This window comes from Amycolatopsis camponoti, from assembly GCF_902497555.1.
GTDB classification, from domain to species: Bacteria; Actinomycetota; Actinomycetes; order Mycobacteriales; family Pseudonocardiaceae; genus Amycolatopsis; species Amycolatopsis camponoti.
On the sequence record NZ_CABVGP010000002.1, the window covers coordinates 1,891,355 to 1,905,587 of the forward strand.

The 14,233-nt window shown below is 71.9% G+C and carries 12 protein-coding genes; 7 read left to right on the top strand and 5 right to left on the bottom strand.

Annotated elements, in window-relative coordinates; translation table 11 throughout:
- The 4 genes from AA23TX_RS29235 to AA23TX_RS29250 all read left to right on the top strand — a co-directional run bounded on the left by AA23TX_RS29235 (window position 1) and on the right by AA23TX_RS29250 (window position 4,665).
- Window positions 1-468, top strand: a complete 468-nt coding sequence (locus AA23TX_RS29235) for a helix-turn-helix domain-containing protein (RefSeq protein WP_196425580.1) — start codon at window positions 1-3, stop codon at window positions 466-468.
- 416 nt (window positions 469-884) lie between these two features.
- Window positions 885-1,727 (top strand): PspA/IM30 family protein, encoded by an 843-nt coding sequence (locus AA23TX_RS29240; protein WP_155545995.1) that lies wholly within the window; start codon window positions 885-887, stop codon window positions 1,725-1,727.
- A 29-nt stretch (window positions 1,728-1,756) separates the two neighbouring features.
- Window positions 1,757-2,752, top strand: a complete 996-nt coding sequence (pspM, locus tag AA23TX_RS29245; protein WP_155545996.1) for a phage shock envelope stress response protein PspM — start codon at window positions 1,757-1,759, stop codon at window positions 2,750-2,752.
- A 467-nt stretch (window positions 2,753-3,219) separates the two neighbouring features.
- Window positions 3,220-4,665, top strand: coding sequence for an allophanate hydrolase-related protein (locus tag AA23TX_RS29250; protein WP_155545997.1), 1,446 nt, complete (start codon window positions 3,220-3,222; stop codon window positions 4,663-4,665).
- On the opposite strand, the gene AA23TX_RS29255 is transcribed toward AA23TX_RS29250, so the two are convergent.
- From AA23TX_RS29255 to AA23TX_RS29270, 4 genes are all read right to left on the bottom strand, one after another.
- Window positions 4,637-5,674 carry a quinone-dependent dihydroorotate dehydrogenase gene (locus AA23TX_RS29255; RefSeq protein WP_155545998.1) on the bottom strand — a complete coding sequence of 346 codons (1,038 nt, stop codon included), beginning with the start codon at window positions 5,672-5,674 and terminating at the stop codon, window positions 4,637-4,639. The genes AA23TX_RS29250 and AA23TX_RS29255 overlap by 29 nt on opposite strands.
- A gap of 65 nt (window positions 5,675-5,739) precedes the next feature.
- On the bottom strand, window positions 5,740-6,312 hold the full coding sequence (locus AA23TX_RS29260) for a GNAT family N-acetyltransferase (RefSeq protein ID WP_155545999.1): 573 nt from the start codon (window positions 6,310-6,312) through the stop codon (window positions 5,740-5,742).
- Window positions 6,313-6,783: 471 nt separating this feature from the next.
- A complete protein-coding gene (locus AA23TX_RS29265; protein WP_155546000.1) occupies window positions 6,784-7,593 on the bottom strand; it encodes a DNA-formamidopyrimidine glycosylase family protein in 810 nt (269 codons plus the stop codon).
- Between the two features lie 3 nt (window positions 7,594-7,596).
- Window positions 7,597-8,490, bottom strand: coding sequence for a ParA family protein (locus AA23TX_RS29270; RefSeq protein ID WP_155546001.1), 894 nt, complete (start codon window positions 8,488-8,490; stop codon window positions 7,597-7,599).
- Window positions 8,491-8,596: 106 nt separating this feature from the next.
- Here AA23TX_RS29270 and AA23TX_RS29275 point away from each other — a divergent pair, with 106 nt between their 5' ends.
- From AA23TX_RS29275 to AA23TX_RS29285, 3 genes are all read left to right on the top strand, one after another.
- Window positions 8,597-9,322, top strand: coding sequence for a methyltransferase domain-containing protein (locus AA23TX_RS29275; RefSeq protein ID WP_155546002.1), 726 nt, complete (start codon window positions 8,597-8,599; stop codon window positions 9,320-9,322).
- Window positions 9,323-9,416: 94 nt separating this feature from the next.
- The gene (gene dinB / locus AA23TX_RS29280) at window positions 9,417-10,631 is read left to right on the top strand and encodes a DNA polymerase IV (RefSeq protein WP_155547389.1); all 1,215 of its coding nucleotides are present in this window, start codon (window positions 9,417-9,419) and stop codon (window positions 10,629-10,631) included.
- 358 nt (window positions 10,632-10,989) lie between these two features.
- A complete protein-coding gene (locus AA23TX_RS29285) occupies window positions 10,990-11,394 on the top strand; it encodes an SCO2097 family morphological protein (RefSeq protein WP_155546003.1) in 405 nt (134 codons plus the stop codon).
- Window positions 11,395-11,693: 299 nt separating this feature from the next.
- Here the strand turns inward: AA23TX_RS29285 and AA23TX_RS29290 are convergent, their stop codons facing one another.
- Window positions 11,694-14,171 carry a transglutaminase TgpA family protein gene (locus tag AA23TX_RS29290; RefSeq protein ID WP_155546004.1) on the bottom strand — a complete coding sequence of 826 codons (2,478 nt, stop codon included), beginning with the start codon at window positions 14,169-14,171 and terminating at the stop codon, window positions 11,694-11,696.
- Between the last annotated feature and the right edge of the window lie 62 nt (window positions 14,172-14,233).

Sequence of the window (14,233 nt, forward strand, 5' to 3'; positions counted from 1 at the left end):
ATGACCGTGCTGTTGCGTGAGGCGATCGGTGATCGGCTCCGTCATGCCCGCACCAACCAGCGTCGTACGCTGCGCGACATCTCCCGCGCCGCCAGGGTCAGCCTCGGCTACCTCTCGGAGGTGGAGCGAGGCCAGAAGGAAGCGTCGAGCGAGCTGCTCGCGTCCATCTGCCAGGCCCTGGACCTTCCGCTCGGCGAGCTGCTGCACAAGGTGGCAGCGGACGTTTCGGCCCTCGACAACGTCGAGGTCGCACCGGTCGACGAGCGGATCGGGGACGGCGCGCCCCGGGAGAAGGTGTCCGAGCGGGGCGCCAAGGCCGCCGCGGCCGGCATCGAAGGCGGCCGCCTGATGTCGGAGCTGATCGGCAACGACCTCGCCGACCTGCGGGTTTCCCCGGCGCCACGGATGAACACGACGCTGCGGACGACGATCGGACAGCCGAAGCTGGCCTCAACCATCGCCGCGTAAGTCATACGCACACGACCGACGGCCCCGGGCAACCCGCCCGGGGCCGTCGGCGTCGGGCGGTGCTCGTCGGCTCTTCCGGCCCGCTGAGCTGGCCTTTCCGGCCGCTGAACCAGCCTCTTCCGGTGGCCCAAGCCCTTCCGGCCTGCCGCTCGTGCCTCCCACCGGGCCCGGTTTCCGGCTACTCCGCCAGACCGGATTTCGGGCGTCGGCGCCGGGCAACCCGCCCGGGGCCGTCCGCGTTACCTACGGGGGTGATCAGGGGCGAACCCTGAAATCCCCCGGGGTCGCCTGGAACGGACGTGGCCGACCTGACACGATGGAACCCAACGCCGGGGTCGGTGCGTTGCATGTGCAGGGGAGCGACGCCCCACCCCGAGTACCTAGGCCCGTGGGACGCAAGAAGGCAGGCGGAGGAGATGGCCAACCCGTTCGTGAAGTTCTGGAAGTACATGATGGCGGCGTTCTCGTCGAAGATCGACGAACACGCCGACCCGAAGGTACAGATCCAGCAGGCCATCGAGGAGGCGCAGCGCAACCACCAGGCGCTGACGCAGCAGGCCGCCTCCGTGATCGGCAACCAGCGGCAGCTGGAGATGAAGCTCAACCGGCAGCTCGGCGACGTCGAGAAGCTGCAGGCTTCCACCCGCCAGGCCCTCGTCCTCGCGGACGAGGCCCGCTCGAAGGGTGACGAGCAGAAGGCCGTCGAGTTCGAGAACGCCGCGGAGAGCTTCGCGACGCAGCTCGTCACGGCCGAGCAGAACATCGAGGACCTGAAGACGCTGCACGACCAGTCGCTGCAGGCGGCGGCCCAGGCCAAGAAGGCCGTGGAGCGCAACTCGCAGATGCTGCAGCAGAAGCTGGCCGAGCGCACGAAGCTGCTCTCGCAGCTGGAGCAGGCGAAGATGCAGGAGCAGGTCTCCGCTTCGCTGAACCAGATGAGCCAGCTGGCCGCGCCGGGCAACACGCCGTCGCTGGAAGAGGTCCGCGACAAGATCGAGAAGCGCTACACCACGGCTCTCGGCTCCGCGGAGCTGGCGCAGAACTCGGTCCAGGGGCGCATGATGGAGGTCCAGGCCTCCACCACGCAGCTGGCCGGTCACTCGCGGCTCGAGCAGATCCGCTCGTCGATGCGCGGTGACTCGGTCGCCCAGGTGACCGACGGTGGCGCGGCTCAGAAGCCGGCGAGCAGCAGCTCGGCCGACATCCAGCGCGAGATCCAGGCGCGCGTGCAGGCCGAGCAGGGCAAGAACCCGGCCTGACGCGGGCCGTCGAGTTCGGAGGGGCGAGCATGGGGCAGCAGGGCAGGCGACGCGACTTCGGCGAGTTCAGCGCGAAGCTGGAGAAGCACATCGAGAAGCTGCCCGACTACGCCGTGCGCGCCCAGGAAAAGCTCCAAAAGGTGCAGAAGTACTTCCCGCCGGCCGACCAGGCCGGCGGGAAGGCCGCACCGCCCCAGCGTGCCCGGCCCAACCCGCTGCAGCGGCCGCCGGTGCGGCGGCCCGACATGTCGGCGACCTTCTCGTCGGTGGCGAACCAGGTCCCGGCCTTCGCCGAGGCCCGGGCCAAGTGGGACCGCTGGAACCACCCGGCCGCGAAGCACGAACGCCGCAAGCGCCGGACGTCGCGCGCGATGACGCTGTGGATCCTGCTGACGATCCTGTGCGGTGTCCTCGCCGTGTCCGCCGGGCTCGGCTGGATGAGCGCGACCGGTGCCCCGATGATGCCGCAGGCGATCATGGCGTTCGCCGGCGCCGTCGTGTTCGGCACGTTCGGCGTCCGAAGCGGACTCAAGCTGCGGGAACTGAAGCGCACCCCGCTCCCGGCCGCGCCGGCCGGCCCGCCGCCGCTGCCGCCCGCGGGGTCCGCCGCGCGTGAGCCGATGGAACGGCTGGCGGAGTGCGAGGCTTCTTTGGGTGAGCTGCTGCGTCAACTTTCCGTGCCGTCGTCGGTGGGCACGGCACCGGTGTCCGAGGTGTCCGTCGCGGACGCCGGGCAGACCGCGACCGAAGCCGCCGCCGCCCTGCGCGGCCTGGCGGCCCGCATCCAGGCGATCGAGCGCGGCCGCAACTCCGCCCCGGCCCGCGAGCAGGCGGCCCTGGACGCGGCGGTCGGCAAGCTCCGCGAACAGCTCGACGACGGCCTCGAGGGTTTCCGCGGCCTGGTCGCCGCGGCCGGCCACACGGTCGCCGCGTCGAGCGACGGCCTCGTCACGTCCAAGCAGGCCCTCACCGACGCCACCGACCGCCTGGCCGGCCTGGCCATGGCCCTGCGCGAACTCTCCTGACCCCCGCCCCGGCGTGATCCCGGGGCCGACACGCGTGATTGCGGAGTCGACACGCGTGATCGAAGGGTCGACACGGCAAGACGGGCACAGCCGCGGCGTGTCGACCCCCTGATCACGCGTGTCGACCGCCCAATCACGCGTGTCGACCCCCTGATCACGCGGATTCCGCCTTCGCTGGGCCGTTGGAGTTTCAAACTCGGCCGTTCGAGTGCCGCATCCGGCGGAATCGGGACTTCGTCACCCGGCGTGCGTGATCGTGCGTTTCACCCCGGCGTCGCCCCCTGTTCACCTGTGGGTGCCGAAACCCGCGCGTAATCGGAAACACCTGCCTACGGAAACGTCGACCGCCTAACGTTTCTGTCATGCATGCAGAGGTGTCACTCGCCGGGAGGCCCGCCGTGCTTTGAGGATCGCCGGTGCCGACCGTACACAGTGGACTTTCTCGACCGCCGAGGAAAGGACGCCCCGTGAACACGCTCCCGCCGGACTCCGATCCCGCACCGCCGACCCCGCCCACCGCCTCCCAGCGCGTCATCGCGGCCTTCGAGCGCCTCACCGAAGCCAACCGTCCCGAGCTCTGGTCCACCCTCCGCGCCGTCGAAGACGTCCTCGTCGACGCCAAGGCCGTCGAAGAACGCGTCCAGGCGGGGGAGGACCTGCCGCTGGCGGGCACCGTCTTCGCCGTGCCGGAGCTGATCGACGTCGCCGGGCAGCCGTCCGGCCGCTCGGTCCCCGAAACCAGCGCCACGATCGTCGCGCGGCTGACCGCGGCCGGCGCCGTCGTGCTCGGCAAGACGGGCGCGGCCACCGTGGCTTCGGCCTGGGACCGCACCAAGACCGGCGGCCGCGGCGCGGCGGTCGCCGTCGCGCTGGGCATCGTCGACCTGGCGTTGAGCACCGCGGGGCCCGTCCCGGCGGCCCTGAACGCCGTCGTCGCGCTGAAGCCGACCCGCGGCCTGCTGCCGATGACCGGTGTCCGCTCCTCCGAGGCCGTCTCGGTGTACGCGACCGGCCTGGTCGCCGGCCGCCGCGCGCTCGCCCTGATGACCGGACCGGACGGCATCTCCGCGGCCCGCACCTGGCCCGCCGACGTCCGCCTCGGCGCCGGCGAGCACCCCCGCGTCGCCTACGCCCGCGGCCTGCCCCTGGGCCCCGCCGCGGCCCTCGCGTTCGAGAACACCGTGAAGCTGCTGACCGCGGCGGGCGTCGTCCTCGAACCCGTCACCGTCTCGGGAGGGGTGCCGGACGGCTTCGACGCGCTCCTGCTGCCCACCGTGCCGGACCACCCGGAGCTCGCCGAGGCGCTGGCCGACCCGGCCGCCGTCCACCACCGCCTGGCCGGCTGCACCGCCTTCGCGAACCTGCTCGACGTCGCGGCGGTCACCGTCCCGGTGCTGCCGGGCGACAAGCGGCCGTTCGGCGTCACGTTCCTGACGCGGGCGTTCGAGGACCAGATCGGCTTGGACCTCGCGACGGTCTGCACGGACGAGCCCATGACGCCTTACCCGGAGCCGGGCGAGGACGTCGTCGTGTTCGGCGCGCACCTGCGCGGCCAGCCGCTCAACGCCCGGCTCACCGAGCTCGGCGCCCGGTTCACCCGGCCGGTTCGGACCACCGAGAGCTACCGGATGGTGTTGCTGGACACCGAACCGCCGCAGCCGGGTGTGCTCGACCACGCCGAGGGCAGCAGCCTCGACGGCGAAAGCTGGCGGCTGTCCCCGGCCGCGTTCGAGCGGTTCGTCACGACGTTGAAGGAGCCGTTCGTGCTCGGCCGCGTCGAGCTCGACGACGGCTCCCGGCCCTTGGCGGTCCGCTGCGCCGAGACGGCGGACGGGACCGGTCTGGACCGCTACGAATCCTGGCGCGGCTACGTCCGGTTCACCTCTACCGCCGGGCTGCGAGCCCCCGGCTGACCCGGCGCACCAGGCCCGGCCCGTGCAGCGCGAACCCGCTGTAGAGCTGCACGAGCGACGCCCCCGCGTCCACCAGGCGGACGGCGTCGTCCGGGCCCATGATCCCGCCGACGCCGATGATCGGCAGGTTCCCGCCGGTGTGGTCGTGCACGAAGCGCACGACCTCGGCCGCGCGGGCGGTCAGCGGCCGGCCGGACAGTCCTCCCGCCTGTCCGGCCAGGCTGCTCTCCGCGGGCGAGATGCCGTCGCGGGCGAGCGTCGTGTTCGTGGCGATGATCCCGGCGACGTCGTGCTCGAGCGCGACCTCGAGGAGCTCGGCCAGGGCGTCGTCGGTCAGGTCCGGCGCGACCTTCACCAGGACCGGGGTCGGCGTGCCCGGGCCGGCGAGCTCCGCGGACGTCGTGCGCAGCTCGCCGAGCAGCTCCCCGAGCGCGGCGCGGTCCTGCAGCTGCCGCAGCCCCGGGGTGTTCGGTGAGCTGACGTTGACGGCGAAGTAGTCGGCGTAGGGGTGCAGCGCGCGCAGGGAGAAGCGGTAGTCCTCGACGGCGTCTTCGAGGGGCGTGACCTTCGACTTGCCGATGCTGATCCCGAGCGGCACGGCGGGTTTCCCGTCGCGGGCGAGCTTGGCCGCAAGCGCTTCCGCGCCGTCGTTGTTGAAGCCCATCCGGTTGATCACCGCGTCGCTGGCGGGGAGGCTGAACAGCCGCGGCTTCGGGTTGCCCGGCTGGGCCAGCCGCGTCACCGTGCCGACCTCGACGAAACCGAAGCCCAGCGCGGCCCACGCGGGCAGCGCGCGGCCGTTCTTGTCCATCCCGGCGGCGAGGCCGACGCGGTTGGGGAACCGCAGGCCCAGCACGGTCACCGGGTCGTCGACCCGCAGGGCGCCGCCGAGCGCGGGTGCGGCCTTGCCGAGCCGGGCGAGGACGCGGACCGTGCGCTCGTGCACCAGCTCGGGGTCGTGGTAGGACAGCCGGTACAGCGCCGGGCGGACGATCTTGTCGAAGAACACGTCCCCATGCTGCCAAATCGCGTGAACCGCGCGACCGGAGCGTCACGTCCGCGTGAAGCGGGCCACTACTCGCCGGCGGCCTGGAGGTCCTTCCACTCGTCTTCGAGCATCGCGTAGACCAGCTCGTCGGTCCACTCGCCCTTGACGATCTCGTTCTCCCTCAGGTGCGCTTCCCGCCGCATCCCGAGCCGCTCCATCAGGGCGGCGGACGCGCCGTTGCGGCCGTCGCACCGGCCGATGATGCGGTGCAGCCCCAGGTCCTCGAAGCCCAGCCGCAGCAGTTCCGTGGTCGCTTCAGCGGCCAGGCCCTTGCCGTGGTGGTCCGGGTGGAAGACGAAGCCGATCTCGCCCTGCCGGTGCTCGCTGCTGAGCCACTCCAGGTTCAGGTCGCCGATCAGCTGGCCGGTCGCGGCCAGCTCGACCGCCACGGCCAGGAACTGCCCTTCCTTGGTCAACGTCGAGCTGTGCACCCGTTTCGCGAGCGCCGCGGCCGATTCGGCGCGGCTGCGCGGGCCCCAGTAGAGGTAGCGGGCGACGTCGGCGCGGGACTGGAAGGAGTTCAGCGCGTCGAGGTCGTCGGGCGTGAACGGGCGCAGGAGCAGCCGAGCCGTGGTGACCGGGTAGTCGGGCCTGAGCATGCTTCCAGGCTAGCGACCTTCAGCCGTCCGGGGGACAGAACGGCGTAGTGCGTTCGTCGAATCCTGGCGTCGGATCGCCGGACGGTCGTCCCGGGTCGCCGGGTGGCGTGACCTGCACAAATGAGCGCATTAAGGAACCCCCGGGGTGTCTCTCGAACGTCGTGAAACGCTCGAGCCCGAGCCGGACTGGTGCTCGGAAACCCCGGGGGTACGGTGACTGCCTGGTATTCGCTATCAGGCATCACGTGGAGCAGGCGATGAGCCGAAGGTGGCTCAGCTGTAACGCTGCTCAAAGTCCTCCACGTGCCATCCGCTAGCGGACAGCCACCTCACAAGTCCTGTTGGAATACAACTTAGGACCACCTCCTCTCTTGTGTACTGCCACGCTAGGCGAACTTCCCGGTGTCCGGCAACGTGATTTTCGAGATCCCGGTCCGGTCCGGCGGCCTTTCGCCCAGCGCGAACAGCGGCTCAGCTCGCGGGGGAAGGGCCGTGCTGGTCCTTCGGGCAGAACCACGTCGGCCGCCGCTGGACGTCGTACCCCTGCGTGCGGACCAGGAGCTTGCCGCCGCAGCGGAAGCAGCCCTGACGGGTGCGCTCGTAGACCCAGTTCTTGCGGTTGCGATCGAGGTGGCCGGTGGTGCTCTGGTCGAAGCGCCCGGCGGTCGCGTTGACCAGCAACAGCTTGCGGGCGAGCGCGACCGTGGCCCGAGCGTCCACTTCGGACACCGGCGTCCACGGGGTCACGCCGAGGAGGAAGGCGATCTCGCACTTGTAGAGGTTCCCGACGCCCGCCATCACCCGCTGGTCCAGCAGGGCCAGCCCGAGCTCGCGCTCGGGTTTCGCGGTCAGGTTCGCGACCGCGCGATCGGCGTGCTCGTCCGTCCACTGTGGATCCAGCAGGTCCGGGCCGAGGTGCGCGACGAGGTCGTGTTCCTTCGGCGTGGCCACGAGCTTGAGGTCGTGGACGCGGAAGCCGATCACCTGGACGTCGGCCGCGGTCAGCACCACGCGGGCGTGGTGGCCGGGCCGGCGCCACTTCGCGCCCGCCGGGTAGACGTCCCACATGCCGTCCATCATCAGGTGCGAATGCAGGGTGAGGTCACCGGAGAAGCGGGTGAACAGGTGCTTGCCGACCGTCCCGACGCCGAGCACCTCACGCCCGGACAGGTCCACAGTGGCCAGTTGTGGCACCCGGAACTGGCCGCGCAGCAACGTCTTCCCGGTCAGCGCCTCGCGGACCCGCTTTCCGACGAGGTAGACGGTGTCACCTTCGGGCACGGCTCACCCCGTGGTTTCGGATACCTCGGCGGGAGCCTCCGGGGTCTCCGGCGCCGGGCCTTCGGGCCAGTCCGGGCCCTCGGGCTCTTCGCCGGCGATGCGGTGGCGACCCGCCCGGTTGGAGCGGAGGATCTTGGCCAGCACCATGTTGAACGTCAGCGCGATCTCCTGCGCGCCGGGCGAGTGCCACTCGTGGATCGGGCTGCACGCGCCCTGGGCCTGCTGCACCGCCAGCCGGTCGGTGATCGCCGTCGGCATCACCAGCGAGCCGAAGTTCTCGCGCAGCTCGGCGATCCGGAACTGGTGCTCGTAGGACCGCACGCGCAGCTTGTTCACCAGGACGCCGATCGCGCGCAGGTCCGGGTTGAGCTCCTTGCGGATCTTCTCGATCGCTTCCAGGGCCCGGTGCGCGCCGGCGACCGCGTAGATCGTCGGCTCGGTGACGATCAGCGCGCTGTCCGCGCCGACCAGCGCCGACTTCGTCAGCCGGCCCAGCGACGGCGGGCAGTCGAGGATCACGAGCTCGTACGGCGTTTCCCGCAGCGGCGTGCGGTGCAGCTCGTCCAGCGCGCGGGAGAAGTTGGCCAGGCGCTCGCTGTCGGCGTCGGGATCGTTGAGCATTTCCAGCTCTTCGGTGCCGACGAGGACGTCGACGTCCTCGCTCCAGACGCTCGGCGCGATGGCGCGTTCCAGCATCTCGCGCGTCGGTGTCTCGAGCACGTCGGCGAGGGTCGCGTCGGTGTACGGCGGGTCGAGCGAGGTCGTGGCGTTGCCCTGCGGGTCGAGGTCCACCACCAGCGTCCGCGTGCCCCTACGCAGGGCGGCGGACGCGATACCGAGAGCGACCGTCGTCTTGCCGACGCCTCCCTTGAGGCTGAGTACGGCGACCGTGTGCACGAAGACCAGCCTACGGGTGCGCGCGAGGGCCGCCGCCGGGCAAGGGGCGTTCACTCGAAGGGAGGAGCCGGGGAGGGGGACCGGGGCGGGCATTACCCTGTGCGGCATGAAGACGGACACCGTGGCCGCCCGGGGTTCGGGCGCCGTTCGCCGAGTGCTCGAGGCCGAGCTGAAGGCCGCCCGCGCCCGGGGCGCCGAGCACCCCCTCGTCGTCGACGTGGGCGGCGGCAGCGGGGGCTGGGCGGTGCCGTTCGCGGCCGCGGGCTGCCGGGTGACCGTCGTCGAGCCGAGCCCGAACGCGCTGGCCACGCTGCAGCGCCGGGCCGAGGAAGAGGGCGTCTCCGAGCTGATCACGGTCGTCGCGGACGACTCGGACGCGCTGGGGCGGTACGTCGAGGCCGGCTCGGCCGACCTGGTGCTGGCGCACGGGCTGCTGGAGATCGTCGACGACCCGGCCGCGGTGCTCACCGCGCTGGCCACGGCGGTCGCGCCCGGTGGAGCGGTGTCGGTGCTGGTGGCCAACCGGCACGCGGCGGTGCTGAACCGCGCGCTCTCGGGCCGGGTGGGGGAGGCCCAGCGGCTGCTCGAGAGCGCGGACGGTATCGCCCCGGGCGACACGGTGCTGCGGCGGTACTCCGCTTCCGGGCTGCGGGCCGACCTGGAGGCCGCGGGCTTGGACGTGACGCTGCTGCAGGGCGACCGGGTGATCTCGGACCTGGTCGGCGGCGACGTTCGCGAGGACGAGCTGGCGGAGTTCGAGCGGGTGGCGGCGGGGTCGCCGGCACTGCGGGACATCGCCGGCCGGCTGCACGCGGTCGCCCGGCTTTCGTAGCGGATTTCCGCCGTGGTGCCGGCGGTCGCCGAAACTGTCGGTGGTGGCCGGTAGCGTCCCGGGCGTGGGGCGAAATGCTGAGCTGCCGGGCGGGATGGGCCGGTTCCGCGTCCGGCCGGGGGAACCGCCGCCGGACGACACCGGGTGCGGGATGCTGCACGTCGACATGGACGCGTTCTTCGTGTCCGTCGAGCTGCGCACCCGGCCCGAGCTGGTCGACAAGCCGGTCGTCGTGTCGGGCGGCGGGCCGCGCGCCGTCGTGGCCGCGGCGAACTACCCGGCGCGGAAGTTCGGCGTGCGCTCGGCGATGCCGTTCTCGACGGCGAAGCGGCTGTGCCCGCACCTGATCAACATCCCACCGACCGGCGGGCTCTACGGCGAGGTCTCCCGCGGCGTGATGGAGATCTTCCGCGAGCTGACCCCGCTGGTCGAGCCGTTGAGCCTGGACGAGGCGTTCCTGGACGTCAGCGGGGCTTTGCGGCGCCTGGGCGCGACACCGGCGTCGCTGGGCGCCCGGATCCGCTCCCGGGTCGAGGCCGAGCACGGGATCACCTGCTCGGTGGGCGTCGCGAAGGTCAAGTTCGTCGCGAAGCTGGCGTCGGGCATGGCAAAGCCGGACGGCATGGTCGTCGTGCCCGCGGCGGAGACGCTGGCGTTCCTGCACCCGCTGCCGGTGTCGGCGCTGTGGGGCGTCGGCGCGCGCACGGAGGAACACCTGCGGCGGCTCGGGCTGGGCACGATCGCCGACGTCGCGGCGTTCCCCCCGGAGCGGCTGAAGAAGTCGCTGGGCGTGGCCGCGGGCGAGCACCTGTACCGGCTCGCGCACGGCGTCGACGAGCGGTCGGTGGTGGTCGACTCACCGGAGAAGTCGATCGGCGCGGAGCACACGTTCGACGTGGACCGGCATTCGCGTGCCGAGCTGGGTCTCGAGCTGCTGCGCCTGGCGTCGCGGGTGGGGGCGACGCTGCGGGAGCGGGGCGTACGCGGCCGGACGGTCTCGATCAAGGTCCGGTTCGCGGACTTCCGCACGATCACCCGCGCCCGCACGCTGGTCTCGGCGACCGACGTGGCGCGCGAGATCCACGCGGTGGCCGTGGCGTTGCTCACGGAGCACGCGCCGACGGGAGCGGTCCGGCTGATCGGGGTGCGTGTCGAGGGGCTCGACACGGGGGAGGAGGGGGAGCAGCTGGTGTTCGACTCCCCGGAGCCCCGGTGGCGCGACGCGGAGGTGGCGGCGGACGTGGCGCGGTCGAAGTTCGGGTCGGCGGCGGTGCGGCCGGCGTCCCTGCTGGGGCCACGGGAGAATTGAGGCGGCCGGAGCGGGCGCGTCGGTGCGCCGGGCTCGGTTTCGCGGTGAAGTGATCGTGGAGTTCGTCTGCCGGCAGGCGGCTCGATCGGCGTCGCGCACTCCGCGTGATCTTCGGCTCGGTGACGTTCCCCCACATCGCCACGCAGGCCGTAAATCGGTCACTTTCGGTGTCGGTGACCGTCCGCAACCCCTCTCCGGCGGGATTTAGCCCAATTCGATCCCTACTGGATGCGGGATCGGGTAGTCGTCCGGGCGCGGGCCTCGTATCCTGGACAGTGCCACCCCGCCTGGGGTTGGCTGTTGGGTCCAGAACGTTGCGCGGCCCGGCGCCCGCGACAGCTGTGCCGGAGGAGGAAAGATGCCACTCTCCGAGCATGAGCAGCGGCTGCTCGATCAAATCGAGCGCGAGCTCTATGCCGAGGACCCCAAGTTCGCATCCACGGTGCGTGGCACCCGGTTGCGTCGCCCCGCTCGCCGACGGCGTATCCAGGGCATCGCCCTGTTCGTAGTGGGCGTGGCCCTGCTGGTGCTGGGCGTGGTGGTGCCGCAGTTCCGGGTGGCCGACATCCCGCTGATCAGCGTGCTCGGGTTCCTCGTGATGTTCTTCGGGGTCATGTTGGCCGTCACATCGATCCGGCACGGCGCCGAATCGGACGGCAAGGGCGGTGGAGCGAGATCTCGCGGGGCCAAGCAGTCGGGCCGCCGCAGCTCCTTCACCCAGCGGATGGAAGAGCGCTTCCGCCAGCGCTTCGAGGAGCAGTAGCGCCGCAAGACCATCGAGATCCGCGTCACGCCTCCCCGGGCGGGACGCGGATCTTCTTGTGTGCTCACCCGGTTTCGCCGCTCCCGCACCGCCCGCGGTGACAACGGGTGACGCCCGGGCGGGTGATCGACGTGATCAGACCCGGAACTCACGTGATCAGAGAGGTATCTCGCGTGATCGAGCGGGCATCACGCGTGATCCGAGGGGCATCAGCGCGATGCCCCTCCAGACACACGTGATGCCCCTCCAGACACACGTGATGCCGGTCTGATCACGCGAGATGCCTGGTGCCGCACACCTCAGTCGCGGTTGCGGAAAAGGGACTTCGGGAACAACCGGCCCTTCCAGGACAGCGGGGCGTTCCGGTGGAGGCTCCGCCGCAGGTGGTCGAACGCCGGGGGGAGCGTCGGGTCGGCGTCGCCGTTCTCGCCGTACCAGGACTTCTCCACCACGCCGATCACCGTGCGCAGACCGTCGCGGCCTTCGTCGTCCAGGTGGTGCTTCGCCGCCAGCTTCTGACCCGCCACGCGGACTGTGTCGCTCGGCGGGATCGGCAGCCCGCGGTCGGCGCACTCGGCCCGCAGCTCGGACCACGCCGCGTCCGCCGCACCCGGGCGCTGCCCGACGATCTCCTGCAGCCGGCGGCGCCGTCCGACGTCGCGAGCCGCCGACGGGCCCAGCAGCCCGGCCAGCAGCAGCACCACGAGCAGGCTGAACCACCAGCCCACCTGCCACGTCAGCACGCCGAGCACCGCCATCCACAACGCGGCGGCGATCAGCGGCAGCCAGTTCTTGAGCACCGCCCCGAGCCCGGTGGCCGCGGGCTCGCGGTCCGGCCGGCCGCGACGCCCGCCGGCCACCACCAGGATCGTCGCCGCCAGCGCGAGCGCCGCCAGCACCCCCGCGAGCACCCACACCCAGGTCGGCGTGCCGTCGTCGACCGCCTGCGGGCCCTGCGCCTGCGGGTTCTGCTCGGTGTCCCGGGGCGCGCCGGTCGGCGCGGCGCTCGACTGGACCGTGCTCGGCGCGATCTGGGTGTCGTCGGGCTGGTTGCCGTCCTGCGAACCGGCCTGCAGGTACGACGGGGTGATGCCGCGGCCGTCCGACAGTGGCGTCGGGTCGAACGTCACCCAGCCCTTGCCGCCGAAGTACGCCTCGACCCACGCGTGCGCGTCCTGGGTGCTGATCGACAGGTAGTCGTTGACCGGCACCCCGGGCGTGAACCCGATGGCCACTCGCGACGGGATGCCCGCGACCCGCAGCATCACGGCCATCGCCGACGCGAACTGCTCGCAGAAGCCGCGCTTGCCGTTGAGGATGAAGTCCGCGAGCGCGTCGGCGTCGTTCGCCGGCGCGGTCTTCGTGTCGTAGACGAACCCGTTCTGCGCCGTGAAGTACCGCCAGATCGCCGACGCCTTGTCGAAGTCGTTGGACGCGCCCTCGATCAGCTGCTGCGTCTTCGCGCGGACGCGATCGTCGACGCGGTCGATCTGCGTGTAGCGCGGCGGCAGGTCGTCGACCTGCGGGGTCACGCGCAGCTCCTGGGCCGTGGGCTCCTTCAGCGACGCGTATTCGGTGTAGGACGGCGGAGCCTCGCTGCGCGTCGTGAACACCGTGCCGCTGACCTGGTCGTAGAGGTAGCCGTTGGGGGCGCCGTCGATCACCCGCGGCGCGCCGTACACCGGCAGCCAGTTGTCGCGCCAGCTGGCCGGCTCGACGTCGATCTTGCGCGCGGCACCGCTGCCGTCGTCGCCCGGGGCGGCCGGCAGCTGCGGCCCGACCGGGACGCCCTGCTGCGAACGGCCTTCGTCGTGCAGGCCCCAGCCCTTGTTGGGGTAGTAGGTGTCCAGCGTCATCGCGCGCATCAGCCGCCGGTCGGTGCCGAGGCCGCGGACCTTGAACAGCTCGCGGTTGGACCCCTGGTCGAGCATGCCGCGCAGCTCGGTGAACGGCTGGATGCCGAACCCGCCGGCGCCCGCGCCGGGGCCGTCGCCGCCGTTGCCGAACGGGATCCGCCCGACCGTGCCGACCCAGGTGATCGCGCCGCCGAAGAGACCGAGCACGATCGCCGCGGCCACGACCGCGACCGGCGCGGACAGCACACCCGGCTTGCCGCTGCGCCCGGGTGCTTCCCGGGTCCGCCAGCGTCGGTGCCGGTGGTTGCCGTCGACGGCCAGCAGGCCGGCGAACGCCGCCCCACCGAGCAGGAAGGTCCACCACGGCAGCATTTCTTCGCTCAGCGCGGCGGGCACGGCGTAGACGCAGAGCAGCACGAGCCCGGTCGCGGCGGGGGCCGCGGCGGCCACCGTCAGCGTGTCGACGAGCACGGCGACCAGGCCGACGAGGATGGTCACCAGGCACAGGATCGGCTGGCTGCCCTCGACCGGCGGCAGCCCGACGCGAATCTGCTCGGCGGCGGCCGAGAGCGTGTTCCCGATCTCGCCGAACGCCTCCGGACCGGGGATGACCTGCAGGATCCCGTGCGTGGTGAACGCGCCGGTGATCAGGAAGAGCAGCACGAGCAGCTGGCCGAGGCCGACGAGCACGGTCGGCACCTGCAGCGACCGCAGCGCGAGGCCGGTCGCGGCGATCAGCAGCACGGCGACGAACAGGTAGCCGAACCAGGCCAGGCCCGAGACGACGCTGGTCACGGAGGTCGCGGCGCAGAGCGTGGCAATCCCGGCGGCGGACGGCGCGAGCAGGCTGCCCCGCCAGGCGGAGAGCGGGTGCTGCGAGGAGGGGCGCTTCGCCGGGCGCGGCGGGGCGGCGGTGCTCATCGGGAACCGCCGATCGGCGCTGGGGTGGCGGGGTGGTGGTCGCGCGGGCTCGTCGTGAGCCG

Excerpts from the sequence above, each read along its gene's own strand:
- AA23TX_RS29235 (WP_196425580.1), top strand. The coding sequence starts at position 1 with ATGACCGTGCTGTTGCGTGAGGCGATCGGTGATCGGCTCCGTCATGCC.
- AA23TX_RS29275 (WP_155546002.1), top strand. The coding sequence starts at position 8,597 with ATGAAGACGGACACCGTGGCCGCCCGGGGTTCGGGCGCCGTTCGCCGA.
- AA23TX_RS29285 (WP_155546003.1), top strand. The coding sequence starts at position 10,990 with ATGCCACTCTCCGAGCATGAGCAGCGGCTGCTCGATCAAATCGAGCGC.
- pspM (WP_155545996.1), top strand. The coding sequence starts at position 1,757 with ATGGGGCAGCAGGGCAGGCGACGCGACTTCGGCGAGTTCAGCGCGAAG.
- dinB (WP_155547389.1), top strand. The coding sequence starts at position 9,417 with ATGGGCCGGTTCCGCGTCCGGCCGGGGGAACCGCCGCCGGACGACACC.
- AA23TX_RS29290 (WP_155546004.1), bottom strand. The coding sequence starts at position 14,171 with ATGAGCACCGCCGCCCCGCCGCGCCCGGCGAAGCGCCCCTCCTCGCAG.
- AA23TX_RS29240 (WP_155545995.1), top strand. The coding sequence starts at position 885 with ATGGCCAACCCGTTCGTGAAGTTCTGGAAGTACATGATGGCGGCGTTC.
- AA23TX_RS29260 (WP_155545999.1), bottom strand. The coding sequence starts at position 6,312 with ATGCTCAGGCCCGACTACCCGGTCACCACGGCTCGGCTGCTCCTGCGC.